This is a genomic window from Rhizorhabdus sp. P4_G6 (genome assembly GCF_056401045.1).
This window is the reverse complement of sequence record NZ_JBFUKC010000015.1, coordinates 13,318-34,056: the sequence shown is the minus strand read 5'-3', so window position 1 is coordinate 34,056 and position 20,739 is coordinate 13,318. Positions and strand designations below refer to the sequence as shown.

Genomic DNA, 20,739 nt, shown 5'->3' with positions numbered 1-20,739 from the left:
TACGTGGCACATAGGCTGCCGATCCGGCGAGACATTGAAACTGGAAGCCGATCTTCGCAGAGGTGCAGGCTACTCGGAACTTCATTACTGGCGAGCGCAGAGGGCGCAGCCCGCCTAAGTGTCTGCCAGGCGAAGTCCCAACCGGTTCGGGGTCCGTCCAGCGCTGGACGGACCATTCAGATTGAAGGATCAATGGTCATGCCGGACGGCACTGTGCAAAGCATGCGGGTCAGTTCCGCGCCGATAGCCAGCAACGGAAGCGCCTCGCTCTGGGATTTCGGGTCGGGGGTGGCTTGCTTCGAGGTTCACACCAAGATGAACGCCCTCGACGTGGGCGCGCTCGATCTTCTCGCGGGCACGATCGAGAACGCTGAAAAGACATTCGGCGCCCTCGTCATTGGCAATGACGATCCCAAGGCGTTTTCGGCGGGTGCAGACCTCGCCTACAACCATGCCATGGTTGCGCGTGAAGATTGGGCCGCGCTGGCGACCTACTTCAAGAACGGCCAGGACCTTTACCAGAAGCTCGCCTCCGTGCCCGTCCCCGTGGTGGCCGCGGCACACGGCTTCGCACTTGGCGGCGGCTGCGAAATGATGCTCCATTCGCACGCCGTCGTCGCCCATGCCGGGCTGAGAGCGGGCTTACCCGAAATCAAGGTCGGCCTTATCCCGGCCTGGGGCGGCTGCACCCAACTGCTGCTGCGACTGGTCGAACGGCATGGACCGGAAGAAGGCCTCGCGCAGGCGCTGGCCGCGCTTCAGGCCGGCGCAATCGCCTCGTCGGCTGCAGAGGTCGAGACGATGGGATTGCTCCGCCCCGGCACCCAGGTCGTCGAGAATCGCGCCGCCCTCCTGCCGGCGGCCCTTGAAAAAGCGCGGGCGATGATGACCGAAGGCTTCACACCCCCTCCTCGCCCGCAACTGACCTATTGCGGCCAGAAAGCCTATTCGCTGCACCTCGAACGGCTTGAAGCTAATGTCGCCAGCGGATCGCTGGGCGAAGACAGCGCCGTCGTCATGCGCGAAATCATCGGCGTCCTGACCGGATATCCCGAAGTGGTCGAAAAGAGCACGCATCCGATCGCCGTTTCGCTCGCCGGAGAATTGGCGAGCGCGGCCCGGTTGATCCGAACCGATGGCGCGCGCGGGGCGATTGCAAAGCTGATCGGACATTGACCGGCGGCTGTAACGACCAGGTTCGACACCGATGATAGAAGTGCCAGACGATTAAATCAGGATCGAGAACAGAAATGACGCAACAGGACCTCAGCGCCGCCGCCGCAAGACCCCCCGCTGCCAAGATGGCTTCGCGTCCCATTTCGCTGGCGGAAGGCCTGTTCCGCGACAAGGTCGTGCTGGTTTCAGGAGGCGCTACCGGGATCGGTCGGGCGACCGTGTGGATACTGGCCCGGCTGGGGGCGAAGGCGGTCACTTGCGGCCGCTCGCAAGAAAAGCTCGACGTCCTCGTTGCCGAGCTTGCCGAATATGGCCTGTCCGTGGACGCAATTCAGACCGACATCCGTAAAGCGGACGAGGTGGCCGCGCTGTTCCAGCATGTGGAAACCCGACACGGCAGGCTGGACCTCCTGATCAACAATGCCGGTGGCCAGTTCCCCCAGCCCGCTATCGACATGAGCGCCAATGGCTTCCGCGCCGTCGTGGAAAACAACCTGTTCGGCACGTGGTCGATGATGCAGACAGCAGCCCGCTTCTGGCGCGACACCGGGGCCCCCGGCTCGATCGTCAACGTCGTGGTGGTCGTTGATCGTGGCGTTCTCGGTGCCGCGCATACCACAGCGGCACGTGCCGGGGTGATCTATCTTTCGAAGACGGTCGCGGTCGAATGGATACCGCTGAGAATTCGGGTGAATTGCGTCGCACCCGGGACAATCTTCACTGAAGGCATGGCCGGATATCCCGAGGAGGTGAAGAAAACCTACACTCGCAGCAACCCCATGCTGCGGCTGGGGGATCCTTGGGAAATTGCCGAATCCTGCCTGTTCATCGGATCGGATGCCAGCAGTTTCACCACCGGGGAAATCCTCCGCGTCGATGGTGGAGGCCAACTCTGGGGCGAACAGTGGACGCAGGGCAAGCCCGACTATTTTCGCGATTAGGTGTCCGTCCAGCCGTACCGGCGGCCACCGGCATGGTCTCGGCGAAAGCATTGCTCACCGCATATGGTGTCGATTCCCGATATGTTAGTGCATATGTTTTACCATGCGCGGTGCGGAATCGTATTTTTCAAGCAAGTGCCGGGCGCGCTGTTGCCGATCTCGTAGACTCGCCCCATCGCAATCAACACATATGCGGCAGTTGCGCCCGTTCGATCGATTGATCTGCGATTCACCTCAGTCTTGCGTGCGCGCCTGACTTGCGTACGTCCTGCCAACCTGCGTTGCTCCCTGGATGTATCGGGTTGCAGGCGGCGGCGCGTTGATCGACAGTCAATCCTGATTTCTGGATTGCCGGCGTTCAAAACCCACACTTGCGCGCGGCGCACTTAAAACGCTAATACAAATTCTAAGCGACGCGTTCTTGCAAGGATGGCAAGAGTGTGTTCAACCCTCCGCAGCCGTCAGGCGAGTACAAGGGAGAGAGGTATGACGGGCCGTCGGTTGGAAGGCAAAGTCGCGATCGTCACCGGCGCGGGCGGCGGCATGGGCCGCGGCTATGCGCTGCACCTGGCTCGTCTCGGTGCCGATATTGCCATTCTTGACAAGGACCTCGAGGTCGGCAGGCGCAACGGCGAGTATGCCGAAGGCAGCGTGGCAGATGAAGTCCGCAGTCTTGGTCAACGCGCTATCGCCGTACAGGCCGATCTCTCCAATCGGGCCGAGGCGACCGCGGCGGTCGAGCAGGCCGCCCGCGAACTGGGCCCGATCGACATTCTCGTCAACAATGCCGGCGGCTCGATCACGCCGGCGGCACGCAGCTTTGCCACGATTGTTCCCGACGAAGATATCGACCTGCTGATCAAGGCCAATTTCCTGAGCGCAGTCTACATGTGCCAGGCGGCTTTCCCCCTGATGACCAAACCGGGTGGCAGTGTCATCAATGTTGTCACTTTCGGCGTCTTCGGCAGCGATATCACGGGCCAGGGCGCCGCCTACGGCGCTGCAAAGGCGGCGCTGCATACCTACACCCGCCACCTAGCAGTCGAAGTTGGTCCTGCGGGCGTTCGCGCGAACTGCATCGCCCCCGGCCTCATTCTCACTCCGCGCATCGCCGCCGCCGCCAAGGCACGCAATCTCGGCACGGATGATCAGGCGAAGTCGGTGCCGTTGCGCCGCCTCGGCAGGGTCGACGACATGGTTGGCACGGTCGAGTTCCTGGCAAGCGACATGTCGAAATACATCACCGGTGAATGCATCTGCGTGACCGGGGGACTGGGGCTCGCCGCAATCTGACTTGAGCGAGGCGGCGGTGCGTTCCAGCACTAGGACAAGAGATTAGGGCGAACAATGACTGCAGAACATGTCTTTATCGAGGTCGAACGGCGCGAAGGCTTCGCGATCGTCAGCTTCAATCGGCCGGAGCGGAAGAATGCATTGGTCCCCGAACTGCTGGCTTCGTTCGACGCGGTGATGAAGCAACTGGATGACGATCCGGACATCATGGCGGTCATCCTCACCGGCAAGGGCGAAACATTCTGCGTTGGACTCGACGTCGCGACACTTCAGGAAGTTGGGCCGGAAACCTTCCTACCCTTCAACCCGGCAAAGACGATCACCGACTGGAATGGCCCGGTCATCGCTGCAATCAACGGCCTCGCGGTTACCGGCGGGTTCGAGATCACGGTTGCTTGCGATATCATCCTTGCTTGCGAGGAAGCCGCCTTCATCGACACCCATTCCCGCGTCGGCCTGCTCCCCGGCTGGGGCCTATCGGTCCGGCTGCATCGGGCCATCGGTCTCTATCGCGCCAAGGAGCTGGAATTGACCGGCCGGCGCCTGCCCGCATCCGAAGCGGCCGAATGGGGCCTGGTCAACCGCGTCGTGCCGCGGGCCGAACTGCTCGATGCCGCTTGTGAAATGGCCCGCGCCATTGTCGCGGGCGCACCCGGCTTGCCGGGCGAGACAAAGGCGCTGATCGACGGCGTCAGCCGGCTGACCTTGGCGGAGGGTCTTGTCCTTGAACAGCAGATCGGTTTCGAGAGACAGGCCAGAAGCGGGCGCGATCTATCATTTGCCCACATGGGGAAATCCAAATGATCGCCGCAAACTGTCGCTCGGCGGGCATGCCACGGGACGTCCAACCAGCCGAAATTGCCAAACCTTTTAGTCCAACCGCGTAATTGGAGAGTGAAAATGGATCTGGAAAAGAAATTCGTGCAAGTGGACGGCGCCCGTATCGCCTATGTGGATGTAGGCGAAGGCAAGCCGACGGTCCTGCTTCAGGGCGGCGGCCCGGGCGCGAGCGGCATCAGCAACTATCGCCGCAATGTCGACGAGCTTTCGAGGACCCGCAGGTTGATCATCCCCGACTTGCCGGGTTACGGCGACAGCGAGGACAAGCTCGGCTTCCAGGAAATCTACAAGTCCATGGGGGAATTCCTGATCCATTTCCTCGATGCGCTGGGCCTCGACAAGGTCGATTGCGTCGGCAATTCGCTGGGCGGCATGACGACCGTGGGCGCCTTGCTGCATTCCTCCCATCGCATCAACAGGGCGGTCCTCATGGGGCCGGGTGGCTTCCAGCCGGTCTTCACGCCGATGCCGACCGAAGGCATGCGCCGCATGGGCGCCGTCAATGCCAGCGACAATCCCACCCGCGAGCAGATGCGCGGTGTGATCGAACTGCTCGTGAACGACAGCTCGTTCATCACTGACGCACTGCTCGACGAACGCGTGAAGGCCGCGTCGGACCCGAAGCGGTTCAAGCCCTTTGCCCGCCCGTTCGGGGAAATGTGGCGCGAGGACCTGGGCAGCATCAAGAATGACATCCTGGTGATGTGGGGCCTTGAGGACCGGGTCTGCCCGGTCGACATGGCGCCGGGTATCATCAAGGCCTTCCCGAACGCGTCGCTCCACCTCCTGCCCAACTGCGGTCACTGGGTGCAGTGGGAAAAGTCCGAAGATTTCAACCATTTGGTGACGTGGTTCTTCGACCGCTAATCACACTCCAAAGGGCGGTCTGCGGCCCCGGGGAACACCCCTCGGCCGCAGACCGTAGCCTTTTCAGTACATCAAGCTAGCGCAAGGCCCGCATGGCAAGGCTTCAGCCTTGGTTGAAACTCACTCAGTCGCGCCGAGGCTACATCTAGGGGAGCGTCGGGATGCGGGTTCAGGACAAAGTGGCGCTCATAACCGGTGCCGGCGGCCCGATGGGGCGCGCCATCGCGGTTCGTTTCGCGTCCGAGGGGGCCACAGTTGTCGTCACCGACATCTCACAGAGACGGCTCGACGAGTGTGTCGGCGAGCTTGAGGCGATTCCCGGCCGGGCGGGCGATATTCTTGCCGTCCGGGCGAATGTCTTGCTTGAACAGGAGGCTGTCGCGCTCGCCCGCGACGCCGTCGAGAAGTTCGGCCGCGTCGACGTTCTAGTCAACGTCGTGGGGGGTATAGCTGGCAAGCATCCATTTTGCCGATTCCTCGAAATGGATGAAGAGCAATGGCAAGCGACGTTTTCGTTCAATCTGGATGGCACGCGCTTCCTGATCCGAGAGCTCGCCCCCGGCATGCTTTCCCGGGAATATGGGCGCATCGTGAATATTGCCTCGATAAGTTATGCCGGAGACTGGGGGCAATCGGACTATGCCGCTTCGAAAGCGGCCGTCGTCGCCCTGTCCAGGACGCTGGCGATCGAATTGGCCCCGTCGGTGACCGTAAACTGCATCACCCCTGGAGTCATCAAAACGTCTGCGACTGCGAGGATTCCGGCCGACATAGTCGAGAAAACCCGCCAGCAGAATTTGATGAAGCGCCTCGGCGAGCCGCGAGAGGTTGCTGCGGCGGCTATATTTCTCGGCAGCGACGACGCAAGCTACATAACCGGCGAAATCCTATCGGTTTCTGGCGGCATCTGGCGGGGCCTTTGACGAGAAGCCTAATTCGCTATCGTCCAGGCATCAACGTCCAGACCAGCCTCCCATTGGAACCAACAATACTCTCGCGGGCCCCGATCATCTGGGTGCGATGACTTTCCCCGGTCCGGCCCGTCGAGCGCGGCGAAGAGCGAGCCCCGAAGCGGTCAAAGAGCCCACGGCTGTGAGATCGAGGCAGAACCGGGGAGCGCACTCTAGGTAAGTTGCCGCAGCGCGTCCTTGGTGAACGGCTTCAACGCCCCGAATTCGCCGGCCTGGACTATCTCCGCCCAGTTCGGATTGGCAAGGAGTGCGCGGCCGATGGCGACGAGGTCGAATTCCTCCGCCTCCAGCCGGGCCATCAGATCATCGAGCGACCGTGTCTCCGCCACTTGAATGCTGACCCGGCTGTTATCATCGGCCATGAAGTCGCTATCCAGGCCCACATTGCCCACCGTTATGGTCGGCCTGCCGGAAATCTTCTTCACCCAGCCCGCAAGATTGAGGTCCGACCCTTCGAATTCTGGCTGGTAATAGCGCCGCGTACTGCAATCGAAGATGTCGACACCGGCTTCGACCAGCGGCTCTAGAAATGCTTCAAGCGAATGCGGATCCGTAACCAGCCGCGCCTTGTAATCCTGTTGCTTCCATTGCGACCAGCGCAGGACGATCGGAAAGTCAGGGCCTACCCGGTCACGAGTTGCGGCAACTATCTCGGCCGCAAAACGCGCGCGATTGGCGACGCTGCCACCATAACGATCTGTTCGGCGGTTGCTCTTCTCCCAGAAAAACTCGTCAATCAGATATCCATGAGCCCCATGGATCTGCACGCCGTCGCAGCCCAGGCGCTGGGCATCGGCGGCCGCTGCTGCAAACGCCTGGACGACATCGGCAATATCCTGCTCGGTCATTTCGTGGCACAGCGGTTCCAACTGCTGCGTAAGCCCCGAAGGCGTATAGGCGGGGACCGACGGGTCAGGCGAAGCACCGGGATGCCGGGCCGATCCGGTATGCCAGAGTTGCGGAATGATGGCCGCACCTTTGGCGTGGACCGCGTCGATGACCCTTTTCCATCCGGCCAGCGACTCGTGCCCGTGGAAGAACGGCACCCGCTCGTAGGCATTGGCCGCGGGATGATTGATGCAAGTACCCTCGGTTATGATCATGCCGACCGACGCGGCGCGGCGAGCGTAGTAATCGCGCACATCATCGCCGGGGACATTATTGGGGGAACGGTGACGCGTCATCGCCGGCATGACGACACGGTTGCGCAGCTTCAGCGACCCGTGTTCGAACGGTCGGAACAGGACTTGAACGTCTGTCACCAAACTTCTCCAAATCTCAACATATAAGGCCGACGACCCGAATCTCTCACGCTTCAACTCGACGGCCTTACAACCCTGGCAAGGAGCTAGGCCTCCTGAGTCTTGTCCAGAACATACCGCGCGATTACCAACTGCTGGATTTCGGCGGTGCCTTCCTCGAACCAGAAGCCACGCGCATCGCGATAGATGCGCTCGATCACGGCTTCACGCGTATAACCCCAGCCGCCATGAACCCGCAGCGACAGGTCGGTGACGCGGCCGATCATGTTCAGATTGAACAGCTTGGCAGTGGCCGCCTGGGCAGTGAAATCCTTGCCCTGCTCGCACAGCAGCGCGGCATGCGCCACCAGATGTCGGGCGGCCTCTATATCGGCCTGCATCATCGCGATGTGCGTCTGAATCTGCGGGCGGGAGGCGATCGCCTTGCCGAACGTGGTGCGGCGCTTAGAGAAGCGCACCGCCTCGTCAAGAGCGCGCTGCGCCAGGCCGACCATCGAGTTGGACAGCGAAACACGGCTGTAGTCGAGGAAGAACAGAGCGACCTCGAGGCCGTGCCCGACCTCGCCCAAGCGGTATTTGTCCGGCACCGCCATATTGTCATAGGTCAGGAACGCATGGCCGGTGCCGTGCAAGCCCATCGTATGCTGAGTCGCGTCGATGCCGAATCCAGGCGTGTCACGCGGGATCAGGAAAGCGGTCAGCGAGTCCTGCCCGCCGCGGTCATCGCTGGCTGCAACGATGAGGAACCAGTCTGCGCGGTCGGCCCAAGTGATGAGGTGCTTTTCACCACTCAGGTACCAGGTGTCGCCTTCCAAACGCGCCCTCGACTTGAGATCGCGCCCCGTGCCGCCGGTCATCTCAGTAAGCGCGAACGCCACGACCGAGTCCCCTTCGGCCATCCGCGGCAGGATCGCCTTCTGCTCGGCATTGCCGTAGTGGTGGATCGGACGCCAGATGCCATTCGTGGTGTGGACCAGCATGCGCCCGATGCCGGGACCTTCAGCAGCCGCTTCGAGATACGGCATATATTCGGTCACGCTCATCCCGTAGCCGCCGTATTCCACCGGCAGGCTCAGCTTGTAGCAGCCCATTTCGGCCGCGCGGCGGTTAAGGCGATCCGGAACGGTCTCCGTCTCCGCGACTTCCGGATAGATTTCTTCTACCTCGGTCAGGAAGAACTCGCGAAATTTGTCGAGTGGAATAGCTTGGCTCATCCGGGTAATCTCCATTTGCGATGCGCTCTCGCTTCTTAGCGGCGCAGCTGAACCCTGCCCGCGATCCCGACAGGGTTCGCAAGGCCAGATGCAAAACGCTAGTTTTGAATTCTAGGCCAAGTCAACATTGCGGGGGCACGCGCCGGCTCACCCTGCCGGATACCGTAAACGCGTTAATTCCATCGGGTCCTACCGAGCGGTCGTCCTGAGCTGATATTCTGCTAGAGTTCCCCGCATGAAAACCGAACCGAGCAATCTGCGTGTGGTCATCTCGCCCGGCCACATTGCCTTGGCAGCAACCCCGCGCGAAACCCGTGAGCCCGGCTGGGCGCGACTAAGAGTGCTGGCTTGCGGCATTTGTGGAACCGATCTCCACCTCCATCACGGCATGAAATTGCCAGTCGGCGCGGAATACCCGGTCTATCCGGGCCATGAGGTCGCGGCCGAGGTGATCGAGGCCGACCCCGGCGTCGGCCCGCAGCCCGGCACGCGCGTGGTGGTTCACCCGCTGCTTCCCTGTGGCAAATGCGAAGACTGCATGTCCGGGCGGGAGCACTATTGCGCGTTTGGCGAGATGCTCGGCGTTCACCGCCCAGGCGGCCTCGCCCAGGAAATGGTCTGGCCTTCGAACCGACTGGTGCCCGTCGACGATCTCGATCCCAATCTGGCCGCACTGCTGCCCGATGCCGTCGCCACCGGCTACCATGCCGTGCAGCGCGCCCAGCTTCCGCGCGGCGGCAAATTGGTTGTGATCGGGTCAGGCGGCGTCGGCACCAACGTCCTGCAAATCAGCCGCGCCATAGATCCTGATCTGAAGGCAATCGCCGTCGTACACAGCGAAGGAACCGCCCAGCGGATCAGGGGGCTTGGATTTCCCGTGGTTCAGGGTCTAGATGGCGCTGGGCGCGCGGTTCGGAAGGAATTCGGCGAGATCGACGCGGTGATCGATTTCAGCGGCGCCCTGGCTGCCGCCACCGAAGGCGTTCGTATGCTGAAGAAGCAGGGGCGTCTCGTCCTGGGTTCGGTCCTCGACGAAAAGGTCTCCATCGGGACCACATACACCGGTCTGATGACCCGAGAGATCGAGATCGTCGGAAGCTATTCGAACAGCCTCAGCGACCTGCAGGCCGTGACCGAATTAGTGCGCAGCGGCAAGTTGTCCCTGGATGGGCTGATCAGCCATAGCTTCCCCCTGGAGGACATCGCAAAGGCGTTCGACGTGCTGGAAAAGCGCCCGCCCGGGATGGTTCGCGTCGTCATTACCGCCTGACGCGAGATTCATCCTCCGAAGGTACGGTCGATGACGGTTCCAGAACGCCGCTACCTCTCGTACGCCGCATAGGCATGCTTGGCGATCAGCAGCTTCTGGATCTGGTTGGTGCCCTCCCAGATCTGAGTCACCTTCGCATCGCGCATCATGCGTTCGACTGGATAGTCGGCCGTGTAGCCATAGCCGCCATGGAGCTGGACGGCGTCCGTGGTCACCGACATGGCTGCATTGGTGCAGACCAGCTTGGCAATGCTCGCAAATGCGCGGGCACGGTCGTCGTTCTTGCCCGCGATGGCAACGCAGCGGTACAGCATGCTGCGCGCCGCTTCCACCTGCGCGGTCATGTCCGCTATCATGCCGCGGGTCATCTGGAATCGCGATATCGTCTGGCCGAACTGCGTGCGCTGGCTGGTATAGGAAATTGCCTCGTCCAGCGCGCCCTGAGCAATCCCGAGCGCGTGAGCCGCGATCAGCGGCCGGCTGTAAGTCAGGATCTCCATCATGATACCGTAGCCGCCGGACGGGTCCCCGACGATACGGTCAAGGGGGATCAGGCAGTCGTTGAAAATAACGTCGGCCAGCGGCGATCCGCGGGTTCCCATCTTGCGTTCGTTGCGGCCGAACTCCAGTCCCGGGTCGTCACGATGCACCATGAAGATACCGAACCCGCCCGCCGCATTGCGGGCAAGGACGGAATACCAGTCTGATTTGCCGGCATTGGAGATGAAGCGCTTTCCGCCGCGGATGCGCCAGCCAGCGGCCACCTGCTCGGCGGTCGTTTTCATTCCCGCGACGTCAGATCCCCCGCCTGGCTCGGTCAGGCAGAAGCTCGCCTGGTCGTGGCCTGCCGCAACGTCGGGCACGATCCTGCGCTGCAACTCCGGATCGCCCGCCAGCACCAGCGGCATTATCGCAACCCAGCTGGTGAGCATCAGGTGCGCCGTGCAGGCGCATACCCGTGCGATCTCTTCGACGGCCAGGACCTGGGCCATGAGATCGCCATCGGACCCGCCCAGCGCCGCCGGGAAGGGCAACCCCGGCAGGTCCAGCTTGCGCAGCGCCTGTATCGACTCAGACGGGAATCGCTCTTCAAGATCGACGACCGCCGCAAATGGCTTGATTTCCGTCTCGGCAAAGCGCCGCAGGTTGTCCCGATGCGCCTCGTAGTTGTCATCTGGCTCCATCGTGCCACTCCCTGAGATCAGCGATCGAATTCAATCCTCTTTTGCACGATGTGGCGATCTCGCTGCCAGCAAGACATACCTAAAGCGAACCTGCGGCACCCAGTTCGTGCATGCTTGTTAATTCGGGTGGGCGGCTGGCCAAGCGAGCCTCGTCAATCTAGCGGTCGTCGCCACACCGGGGAGCTTTCGATGGTCGAACGCAGCGCGCTGAGTCACGCCTATCCGCATCTGTTCGCGCCGTGGCGATCGGGGCCGGTTGCAATTCGCAATCGCATCGTCATGGGGGCGATGCATACCGGTATTGAACGCCTCGACCGCCCCGAGGAACGTATCGCCGCGTTCTACCGCGCGCGTGCCAAAGGTGGCGTCGGTCTGATCATAACAGGCGGTGTTTCACCCAATGCCGAGGGACGAATGGATCCCGAGGCTCCGTGGCTGGCCCACGGGAGGGACACCGAGTGGCACCGTGCGATCGTCGAATCGGTGCGCGGAACCGATGCCCGTATCTGCATGCAATTGTTGCACGCGGGGCGCTATGCCCGCCATGAGGAGTGCGTCGGCGCCTCCGCTCGCCAGGCGCGGATCAACCGGTACGCGCCGACGGCTCTTTCCACCGATGCGGTATGGCGCACGATCGAGGATTTCACCCGCGCGGCCGAATTCGCCCATGGCTTCGGCTACCACGGCGTTGAGATCATGGGTTCCGAGGGCTACCTGATCAACCAATTCACGGCTCTGGCAACCAACGATCGGCGCGACGAGTTTGGAGGATCGCTGGAGAATCGGGCTCGGTTGGCATGCGAAATCGTCAAAGCCATCCGACTTCGCCTGCCTGAGGATTTCCTCGTCATCTACCGGATCTCGGCGCTTGACCTGGTGCCCGGAGGCATGACCGGAGACGAGACCCGGCAACTGGCAGCGATGATCGAGCAGGCCGGCGCGACGATGCTGAACACCGGGATCGGCTGGCATGAATCAACAGTGCCAACCATTGCCGCCGTCGTCCCCCGCGCCGCCTGGGCCTATGCAGTCCGGCAGGTCAAGGAGGCGGCGACCATCCCTGTCATCGCTTCGAACCGCATCAACAACCCCGCCGACGCGGACAGTCTCCTGTCCGCAGGCGTTGCGGACTTCGTCTCGCTCGCACGTCCAATGCTTGCGGATCCGGATTTCGCCATTAAGGCCGAAGCTGGCCAACCCAATCGCATCGCCCCTTGCATTGCCTGCAACCAGGCGTGTCTGGACCGGGCGCTGCGCGACCTGCGCGTCTCGTGCATGGTCAATCCGGCGGCCGGACACGAACTCGACCTCATTGCCGCCCCGGCCGCGACCAGCAGGCGGATCGCCGTCATCGGCGGAGGCGCGGCAGGCATGAGCCTCTCGTTTACGGCCGCGGCGCGCGGTCACGCGGTCACCCTGTTCGAAGCGGGCCCGCGCCTCGGCGGGCAGCTGCTGATGGCCCGTGTCGTGCCCGGCAAGTCCGAGTTCAACGCTGCGCTATGCTATTTCGAACAGCGGCTGGTGGACGAGGGTGTAACGGTTCACCTCAATCATCCGTGCTCGCCTGACGAACTCACCGTTGCCGGGTATGACGACATCGTCGTCGCGACCGGCGTCTTCCCGCGCGTGCTCAACATTCCGGGTGGCGATGATCCGCGCGTCCTCAGCTATGTTGAAGTGCTGCGCGATCGCAAGGTGGTCGGGCGCCGGGTGGCGATCATCGGGGCGGGCGGCATTGGCTTCGACGTTGCGACATTCCTGCTGGGCCAATCGAACGAGCCCCACGGAATCGATGACTTCGCCCGGGAGTACGGGCTGGACCTCAGTCTCCAGGCGCCCGGCGGGCTCGGGGCGGCAAGCGCCCCGCCGCCTCCCCTGCGCCAGATAACGCTGATGCACCGCAAGCACAGCCGGCCTTCGGGAATTCCGGGTGCCGTTTCGACAAGCTGGATTCACCGCGCCGCCCTGCAACGCGCAGGCGTCAAATTCCTGGGTGGGGTAACTTATCGCCGGATCGCATCGGAGGGTCTGGTCATCGAAGTGGACGGGCAGGAGCAGGTGATTCCGGCCGATACGATCATCGTCTGCGCCGGGCAGGAAGCCGAGCGATCGCTTTACGATGCGTTGATCCGTATGCAGCCGGCCGCGCGAATACATATCGTTGGCGGTGCCGACCGGGCAGGAGAACTGGACGCGGTGCGGGCAATTGACCAGGCCACGAGGCTGGCTCTGACACTCTAAGAGCAGCCCGTCCGCGGGGCCGATCTTTCGCGGTTACCCTGACAGGATGTCCAGGGCGGCTTTGCGCATGATGGAAGCGACTTCCAAGTCCGGCATCGCCCTCGCAAATCCCTTCGCGGGCACTTCCAGCGCCACGGGAATATCCCCCGGCAGCTCCGCCATGAGTGCGCGCAGCGGCAGCGTTCCGGTGCCAGGGACCCGCCTGTCCACCACCGACTCGCGGATAATCGCGTTCATATCCTGCGGGTCGGGCCGTGGTCCGGCGTCGCACAGCTGGACGCAGGCGATCCGTCCGGCGGGTAGCCGCTGGACATCGGCGATCCCGTCTCCGGCACGATCAATGTGCAGAGGGTCGATGACGAGGCCGATGCTGTCATCGCCTGTGCGTTCGATAATCCGCATTCCCTGTGCAAGTGTCTTGACGCCCATGTAGACGATGCATTCGAGGCAGGTGCGCAGCCCATATGCCGCGGAAAGCTTCGCCACCCGTGCAAGGTTGTCAGCCACCCGGCTCTCGTCCGCATCGTTTACGATTACAATGAGGTTCCGCGCCTGCAAGCGAGCGCTCGTCTCGAGCACGCGCTCCAGAGCTGACATATCCACGCTCGCCGTCAGTTGGAGCACTTCTATGTCGTTCACATAGATCCCGGTCGCATCCAGTCGCTCGATCGCTTCAGTCAGCAGCGGGGAATTACCGAACATGGGTAATTCTGGCTGGTCGCGGATGGGGATCAGCCTGAGCGAGACCCCCTGGTAACCCGCGTCGGCAGCCACCGAGATGAATGCGGGAGGCAGCAGGTGCGGCAGTGTCAAATAGCACAGGACGAAATCCCGCCCGACGGAACCTGTCATCGCTCCGGCCTTTCATCCGCCAAACGCATGTCAGCCCGCATCCGCTCAGCTGTCGGTGTAATTGGGCGCGCGCTTTTCCTTGAATGCTGCGATGGCCTCGCGGTGGTCGGCGGTTTCCATCAACAGGATTTGCTGACGATCCTCGAAAGCGAGTGCAGCCTCGATGCTGCCGATCTGGGACAGGGCATTGAGCGATTCCTTAGTCATCCGCAGCCCCATCGGTGCCGTCTTCAGCATGTCGTTGGCCAGCTCCAGACCGGTTTCAAGCAGCTTGTCCGCGGGAACGACATCGCTCACCAGCCCGGTCGCAAGCGCGCGCTGCGGCGAAATGAAGCGGCCGGTCATGAGGAACTCCGAGGCAACCGACAGACCCACCAGCTTTGGCAGAAAATATCCGGACCCCATGTCGGTGCCGCTCACGCCGATCCTGATATAGGCAGCATTGAACTTGGCTTCGGGCGTGCAGTAGCGAATGTCCGCGGCAAGAGTGAGAGAGAAGCCCGCGCCGCAGGCCGGCCCCTGGACCAGCGCGATGATCGGCTGCGGACAGGACCGCATCGAACGCGTCACTGCGGCGTAGCGAACCTGGATATCATACTGACGCTGTGCGCGACCCGGCCCTGGGGATGCAAAGGCCTGCGAATCGAGGTCGCCGCCAGCGCAGAAAGCCCTGCCCTCGGCACGGACCAACACGACCCGGACGTCGCGCCGCTTCTGCAGCCCCTGAAAATAGTCGGCAAGTTCGTCCGCCAGTTCGGGGCTCATCGCATTGAGCGCCTCCGGCCGATTCAGCGTGAGAATCTCGATCGGTCCGCGGTTCTCGACAAGGGTAAGCGGCTTGGCTGCGGCAGTGGCGGTCATGGATCCTCCGGAAGCAAATTGGGGTTCGAACAGATAGTCTATTGGCACTGGCACATAGTGCCGTCGATCAACGGACCGAGGCCAATGGCCGCGCCGATCATCGAGCCGCGCGTCGCAGGATGTACCGGCGAAGTTCGCGGACCGGCTTGAGCGGCGATTGTCCTCTCCTCGTTTGACCGGATGATTATCAGCATTTGCCCGAGATGAGCGAGTTGGCCGCTGAAGTGCCAGATATGCGGTAGTTCGACACCGCAATTGACAGACAGCCCTGCGCTGCCGGAAAAATGCCGTCCGGGCCAAATTTCGGCCCCCGCCCACAACCAGGTGCCACGCCGTGGTTCACCTGACACGGCGCGGAACTGACCGAGAAAATGTCTGACATCGGGCGGAGGCTGACCATAGGTGCAGTGTCCGCTGACCTGGAGGCGGATCGTGGGTAAGGGCGTTGCCAATAATTCGGTGGAGCAAGCCGCGAGCAGTGAGTCTGGCTCAGCCAGCAGCTTGCGCGACATTGCGCTGGGTGACCTGCTGCGCGAAGCCGCGCGCGAGGCGGGTGATCGCGTGGCGCTGGTCGATGGCGTGGAGGACCCAGCTCTCCGCAGGCGCTGGACTTACAACGAATTGCTGGCAGAGGCGGAACAAGTGGCCCGCGCCCTGTTGGCCCGTTTCAAGCAGGGTGACCGCATCGCGATCTGTTCGCCAAACTCGGCCGAGTGGGTCATTTTCGAGTATGGCGTCGCGCTGGCGGGCATGGTGCTAGTGCCGGTCAATGCTGACCTGCGCCAGGCCGAACTTGCCACTACTCTTCAGGACTGCGAAGCAGCGGCGCTGTTCCACGCCGACAGATGGCGCAAGAACGACATCGCGGCCAATGCGGCGGCTGTCCGCGAGTCCGTCATGCCCGAGCTTGTGCTCGTACCGCTTTCCGACTGGGACGAGTTCCTCGCCTCGGGCTCTCCTGAAACAGCCTTGCCGCAGGTCCATCACCGCGATCCGGTGGCGATCCTGTTCACATCGGGGACGACCGGCAGGCCAAAGGGCGCCATACTGCACCACGGATTTGCCAATCCGCCGCGCAGCGTTGCCGACTGCTGCGATTTTCGCCAGCACGGCGTCTACATGAATCCGACGCCGATGCATCATATCAGCGGGAGTGCGGTAACTCTGTTTGCGGCGCTCTCCCGGCACGGCACCTTCGTGCTAATGTCCCATTGGGATCCGGCATTTGCGCTGGAACTGATCGAATCGGAACGCGTCAACGGCACGCTGCTCGTTCCTACCATGATAGTGGCGCTACTCGATCATCCGGACTGCGACACGCGCGACTTGTCGAGCCTGGACTTCATTGTGACCGGCGCCGCTCCCGTGCCGCCCGCGCTGCTCGAACGCGTGCGCGAACGCATCGGCTGCCCGGTGCTGATCTGCTTTGGGCAGACCGAGTCGGGCGGGCCCGTAACCAACACCACATTGTCCGACGGCCCCGAAGAAATTGCCCACACCCTTGGCCGGGTCCTGCCCGGCGTCGAGGTGGAGATCCACGATCCGGCAACCGGAGCCAACCTGGCTCCGGGCGAAGTGGGCGAGCTCTGCTTCAGAGGCCCTCAGATCATGCTCGGCTATTACGGCCGCGAAGATGCAACGCGCGAGACGATAACCCCGGACGGATGGCTGCGATCAGGCGACCTCGGGACGCTGGATGAACACGGGTACGTCAGGATCAACGGTCGCCTCAAGGATATGATCATCCGCGGCGGCTCCAACATCTACCCCCGGGAAATCGAGGATGTCCTGTTCGAGCTGCCGGCGGTCGCCCAGGCGGCGGTGATCGGCCTTCCCGATGACAAATGGGGCGAGATCGTTCTTGCAGTGGTGCAGGCCGCCGAAGGATACTCCCTGCAATTCGCCGAACTCGACCAGCATTGCCGCGAAAGAATGGCTCCTGCAAAGGTGCCCGTGCTCTGGTGCCAGATCGAAGACTTCCCCCTCAATCCAAGCGGGAAGATCCAGAAGTTCGAGCTTGCCAAAAGGGTCCGCGAGGGCAAGCTGAAGCCCGTGTCGGTCCGCTGAGAGGCTGGCAGTGCGTCGGGGATCCAACGACCTCGTCCTCATACATTCATTTGACGGCGCAGGCCTGTCCGGTAACGGCTGGTGACGGAATGAGCGAATTTGTTGAACTTCAGGTCGATCAGGGCCTGGCCACGATCATCATCAACCGGCCGGAGCGCATGAACGCGCTGACGCCGGACATGATAATGGACCTGACTGACATTGCCCGTGATCTTGCCGGAGACCCGGAATGCCGCGTGGTCGCCATTCGCCATACCGGCAAGGACCTGTGTACCGGGGCGGACACCGGCGATATTGCCGATGCGGCCAGACAGAGCCCAGCCGAACGCGAGCGGGCCTTTTACCATGGCCTTGCCACCCGCATTCAACCGCTGCTGCGGGCCTTCCTCGCCTTGCCCCAGCCGGTAGTCATCGGTGCCCGCGGTCACGCGATCGGGTTGGGCGTGCAATTCCTCCTGACCGCGGACCTTGTCGTTGCTTCGGAAACGCTGAAAATCTCACTTCCCCAGGTTAAGCTCGGCCACGTCTTCGATCACGGCGAATCCTACCTGCTCCCCCGCCTGATCGGACAGCGCAAGGCGATGGAGCTCGCCCTGCTGGGTGATCGCATGACCGCCTTCGATGCCGAACGGTTCGGACTGGTCAACTTCCTCGTTCCCGATGCGGAGCTCGAAACGCGGACCGACGACATCGCCGCCAAATTGCTGGCGATGGCCCCGCTTGCCCTGCTCAGCAGCAAGGCACTGATGCGCTCCAGCGAAACGGCAGACATGGAAATCCAGCTAAGCGCTGAACGAATGTTCGCATCCCGCTGCGCCGGGACCGAGGACTTTGCCGAAGCCATCGCGGCATTTGGAGAAAAGCGCCAGCCGCACTTCACTGGGCGGTAGCTAGCACCTCCGGAAGTACCGACAGCGTTTCGGGCGCCAGACCACGCTCGCCCAGGAACGCTTCCAGCTCCGTCGCGGCCTTGGCGGTTTCATGCAACAGCCAAGTGCGGAACGCCCTCAGCGCAGGTCCGTCCGGACGACCTCTGCGGGTCACGATATAATGCGGCAGCGACACCGAGAATAGCCGGTCAACCGGCAGGGCCAATCGCCCGTTCTGCAAGTCTCCAGCGACGAAGAACAGGTTGCCCAGTGCAATTCCGGCCCCTTGCCGTGCAGCTTGGTAGGTCATGCTCAGCGAATCGAAGCGGATGTTACGAAGCGCGCCAGCCTCCGGAACATCCAGCGCCTGAAGTAACCCGGTCCACAAATCGCCCTCTCGCGCAGCCATCAGGAAAGTCTGCTCAGCCAACCATGGCTGCCCTGCCATGCGGCCTTGTTCCGCAAGCTTGGGCGCACAGACCAGCGCAAAGTAGGTTTCGAATAAACGATCGCAACGGAACGCTTCCCCGAGCGGCGGCATGCCGGTCAGCGCCATGTCGAAATCATCGTTGCGCCATTCTGCATCCTTGATTGACAGGCTGAATTCAAGATGGATTTCAGGATACAACTCTTGGAAATTCGCCAGCCTTGCCGACAACCACTCCGTGGTGAAGGTCGAATAGAACCGCAATCGCAGCGTATTGTCGCGCTGCCGGTCGCTCGCGAGCGCATGACTGGCCATGTCGATCTCGTCGAACGCGCGCCCTATTGAGTCCAGGAATGCGGCGCAACCAGGCGTCGGTTCCACGCCTGCAGGCCCCCGCCGCAGCATGGTGCGGCCAAAATGCTCTTCCAGCAGCGTCACGTGCCGGCTGATCGCTCCCACCGAGACACCCAATTCCTTCGCCGCTGCCGAAAGGCTGCCACGCCGCCCCGCCGCCTCCAGTGCGCGCAGAGCATTGAGCGAAGGAAGGCGATAGCGCATCGGCTTTTCGATCCTGAGATAGCCCGCTGGCGTGTGCAATGCGCAGCGTTCGCACACCGGGTTTGAGGAAATTGTCACTACCCCTACCAGGAATGGCAAGGCAACCTCCAAGCAGAAAATATCTTGATAGGGGAAGGATTGCGATGGCTGGCGAACACTATGATTTCGACGTGATCGTCGCCGGTGCCGGACCGGTGGGTCTGACCATGACCATCGATCTTGGACGCCGCGGCATCAGTACGATGATCATGGAACGGGATCCCACCACCGCACCGTGGCCCAAGATGGACCGTTCCAACGCGCGGACCATGGAAATCTTTCGTCGCATGGGCATAGTCGACCGGGTTCGCGCACTCGGCTATCCGGGCGACAACCCGATGGACGTGTTCCTGGTAAGAACCATGAACGAGCCGCCTATCGCCACCATCCCCTTCCCCTGCGTCGACGAGAAGCGCGCGCAGGTCGCGGCGTGCACCGACGCCACCTTGCCGCTCGAACCTTACCAGCTGGTCGCGCAGAACGATCTCGAACCCCTGCTACGCGAGGTTGCGGAGGAAACGCCCACCACCGTAGTCCGATACGGTCTCGAATTGATCGGGTTCGAGCAGGATGAGACCGGAGTGACCGTCACTACCCGCCGTACCGGAGGTGACGAAACCCCAATCGCCCCCTCTCCCGAAAACCTCAATGCAGAAACGGTCGGAGAAGGTGCGGGCGCCATCGAGACGTTCCGCTGCCGCTACCTTGTCGGCTGCGATGGCGGCCGCAGCACTGTGCGCAGCCTGCTCGAAATTCCTATTGAAGGGATTTCGGCGCCGAACGATCTGCGGCAGGTGATCTTCAAGTCCGACGATCTCTACGAGCGGATGGCTGTGCCCAAAGGGCGGCACTATAGCTTCGTAACCGGCGGTCATGCGATCGTTGCGCAGGGCTCACGCAAGGAGTTCACGCTGCATTCGCCCCTGCCGGCCGACACCGACTTCCACAGGCTGCTGCGCGAATTGATCGGGTTCGATTGCGACATCCGGATCAGCCATGTTCTGACCTGGCGCCCCCACCTTCGGGTTGCCCGGTCCTTCCGCAAGGACCGGGTGTTCATGGCCGGTGATTCGATTCATCTCGTCATTCCCACCGGCGGGCTCGGCATGAACACAGGAATTGGTGATGCCATCGACCTGTCGTGGAAACTCGCCGGTACGATCCAGGGCTGGGGCGGCCCGGAACTGCTCAACTCGTACGAGGCAGAACGGCGCCCGGTGGGCATCCGCAATGTCGAGGCTTCGACCTGGGCGGCCGACGGTGCGTTCTCCTGGCAAGCGACTGTTACACGCGAAACGCTGGAATTCGGCCCGGCGGGCGAAGCTGCGCGCGCGCGGATTGCCGCCACCTTCACCGCGCAGCAAGGCCGCATGCACGGAATGGTCGGCGTGGAGACATGCTATTCCTACGCTGGTTCAACCATTGTCGCCCATGAACCGGGCAACATGCCGCACTGGGAATTCAGCCGGATTGTCCCGCACAGCCGACCGGGTATCCGAATACCGCATATGTGGTTGAAGGATGGGGGGGCCATGCAGGACYTGTTCGGCAGCGGCTACACTCTGCTAGATCTTTCAGGAACTTATGACAGTGCTGCGATGGAAGCGGCCTTCGCTGAAATCGGCGCGCCGCTCGAAGTCATCCGCCTCGACGAGCCGCACGTCCGAGAGACTCTAAAGGCTTCTGTCCTGCTGATACGACCTGACCTTCACATCGCCTGGCGGGAAACGGGCTACCCCGATTCAATCAATGAAGTCGCCCGCGTCGTTACCGGACATGGCCCGGGTTTTCGGCCCTGATTTAAGAG

Annotated in this window: 17 protein-coding genes; 11 read left to right on the top strand and 6 right to left on the bottom strand. The window is 62.4% G+C overall.

All coding sequences use genetic code 11. From position 1 onward, the window contains the following. Positions 1-3: 3 nt before the first annotated feature. From AC1DPF_RS14720 to AC1DPF_RS14695, 6 genes are all read left to right on the top strand, one after another. On the top strand, positions 4-1,176 hold the full coding sequence (locus tag AC1DPF_RS14720) for an enoyl-CoA hydratase/isomerase family protein (protein ID WP_477962094.1): 1,173 nt from the start codon (positions 4-6) through the stop codon (positions 1,174-1,176). Positions 1,177-1,250: 74 nt separating this feature from the next. Then, positions 1,251-2,117 (top strand): SDR family oxidoreductase, encoded by an 867-nt coding sequence (locus AC1DPF_RS14715; protein WP_477962092.1) that lies wholly within the window; start codon positions 1,251-1,253, stop codon positions 2,115-2,117. A gap of 486 nt (positions 2,118-2,603) precedes the next feature. Next, the gene (locus AC1DPF_RS14710; protein ID WP_477869354.1) at positions 2,604-3,410 is read left to right on the top strand and encodes an SDR family NAD(P)-dependent oxidoreductase; all 807 of its coding nucleotides are present in this window, start codon (positions 2,604-2,606) and stop codon (positions 3,408-3,410) included. Between the two features lie 54 nt (positions 3,411-3,464). Beyond that, positions 3,465-4,214 carry an enoyl-CoA hydratase-related protein gene (locus AC1DPF_RS14705; protein WP_477869352.1) on the top strand — a complete coding sequence of 250 codons (750 nt, stop codon included), beginning with the start codon at positions 3,465-3,467 and terminating at the stop codon, positions 4,212-4,214. Positions 4,215-4,310: 96 nt separating this feature from the next. Next, positions 4,311-5,117, top strand: coding sequence for an alpha/beta fold hydrolase (locus AC1DPF_RS14700; RefSeq protein WP_477962090.1), 807 nt, complete (start codon positions 4,311-4,313; stop codon positions 5,115-5,117). 161 nt (positions 5,118-5,278) lie between these two features. Next, positions 5,279-6,040, top strand: coding sequence for an SDR family NAD(P)-dependent oxidoreductase (locus AC1DPF_RS14695; RefSeq protein WP_477869348.1), 762 nt, complete (start codon positions 5,279-5,281; stop codon positions 6,038-6,040). Positions 6,041-6,240: 200 nt separating this feature from the next. On the opposite strand, the gene AC1DPF_RS14690 is transcribed toward AC1DPF_RS14695, so the two are convergent. After that, the gene (locus AC1DPF_RS14690) at positions 6,241-7,350 is read right to left on the bottom strand and encodes an NADH:flavin oxidoreductase (RefSeq protein WP_477962146.1); all 1,110 of its coding nucleotides are present in this window, start codon (positions 7,348-7,350) and stop codon (positions 6,241-6,243) included. Positions 7,351-7,436: 86 nt separating this feature from the next. After that, entirely contained in the window at positions 7,437-8,564 is a 1,128-nt protein-coding gene (locus tag AC1DPF_RS14685; RefSeq protein ID WP_477869346.1) for an acyl-CoA dehydrogenase family protein, read from the bottom strand. A 235-nt stretch (positions 8,565-8,799) separates the two neighbouring features. Here AC1DPF_RS14685 and AC1DPF_RS14680 point away from each other — a divergent pair, with 235 nt between their 5' ends. Then, on the top strand, positions 8,800-9,834 hold the full coding sequence (locus AC1DPF_RS14680; protein WP_477962088.1) for a zinc-dependent alcohol dehydrogenase: 1,035 nt from the start codon (positions 8,800-8,802) through the stop codon (positions 9,832-9,834). A gap of 50 nt (positions 9,835-9,884) precedes the next feature. On the opposite strand, the gene AC1DPF_RS14675 is transcribed toward AC1DPF_RS14680, so the two are convergent. Then, positions 9,885-11,018 (bottom strand): acyl-CoA dehydrogenase family protein, encoded by a 1,134-nt coding sequence (locus tag AC1DPF_RS14675; protein ID WP_477869342.1) that lies wholly within the window; start codon positions 11,016-11,018, stop codon positions 9,885-9,887. 189 nt (positions 11,019-11,207) lie between these two features. Here AC1DPF_RS14675 and AC1DPF_RS14670 point away from each other — a divergent pair, with 189 nt between their 5' ends. Next, a complete protein-coding gene (locus AC1DPF_RS14670; RefSeq protein WP_477869340.1) occupies positions 11,208-13,259 on the top strand; it encodes an oxidoreductase in 2,052 nt (683 codons plus the stop codon). 33 nt (positions 13,260-13,292) lie between these two features. Here the strand turns inward: AC1DPF_RS14670 and AC1DPF_RS14665 are convergent, their stop codons facing one another. Both AC1DPF_RS14665 and AC1DPF_RS14660 read right to left on the bottom strand, forming a co-directional pair. Continuing rightward, positions 13,293-14,111 (bottom strand): sugar phosphate isomerase/epimerase family protein, encoded by an 819-nt coding sequence (locus AC1DPF_RS14665; protein WP_477869338.1) that lies wholly within the window; start codon positions 14,109-14,111, stop codon positions 13,293-13,295. 45 nt (positions 14,112-14,156) lie between these two features. Beyond that, a complete protein-coding gene (locus AC1DPF_RS14660) occupies positions 14,157-14,972 on the bottom strand; it encodes an enoyl-CoA hydratase/isomerase family protein (RefSeq protein WP_477869336.1) in 816 nt (271 codons plus the stop codon). Positions 14,973-15,404: 432 nt separating this feature from the next. Here AC1DPF_RS14660 and AC1DPF_RS14655 point away from each other — a divergent pair, with 432 nt between their 5' ends. After that, on the top strand, positions 15,405-17,039 hold the full coding sequence (locus AC1DPF_RS14655; protein ID WP_477869334.1) for a class I adenylate-forming enzyme family protein: 1,635 nt from the start codon (positions 15,405-15,407) through the stop codon (positions 17,037-17,039). 50 nt (positions 17,040-17,089) lie between these two features. Then, on the top strand, positions 17,090-17,929 hold the full coding sequence (locus tag AC1DPF_RS14650) for an enoyl-CoA hydratase/isomerase family protein (RefSeq protein WP_477869332.1): 840 nt from the start codon (positions 17,090-17,092) through the stop codon (positions 17,927-17,929). On the opposite strand, the gene AC1DPF_RS14645 is transcribed toward AC1DPF_RS14650, so the two are convergent. Continuing rightward, positions 17,916-18,971, bottom strand: a complete 1,056-nt coding sequence (locus AC1DPF_RS14645; protein ID WP_477962086.1) for a LysR substrate-binding domain-containing protein — start codon at positions 18,969-18,971, stop codon at positions 17,916-17,918. The two genes, AC1DPF_RS14650 and AC1DPF_RS14645, sit on opposite strands and share 14 nt — an antisense overlap. Before the next feature lie 65 nt (positions 18,972-19,036). On the opposite strand from AC1DPF_RS14645, the gene AC1DPF_RS14640 reads away from it, so the two are divergent. After that, positions 19,037-20,731 carry an FAD-dependent monooxygenase gene (locus tag AC1DPF_RS14640; protein WP_477962084.1) on the top strand — a complete coding sequence of 565 codons (1,695 nt, stop codon included), beginning with the start codon at positions 19,037-19,039 and terminating at the stop codon, positions 20,729-20,731. Positions 20,732-20,739: the final 8 nt, after the last annotated feature.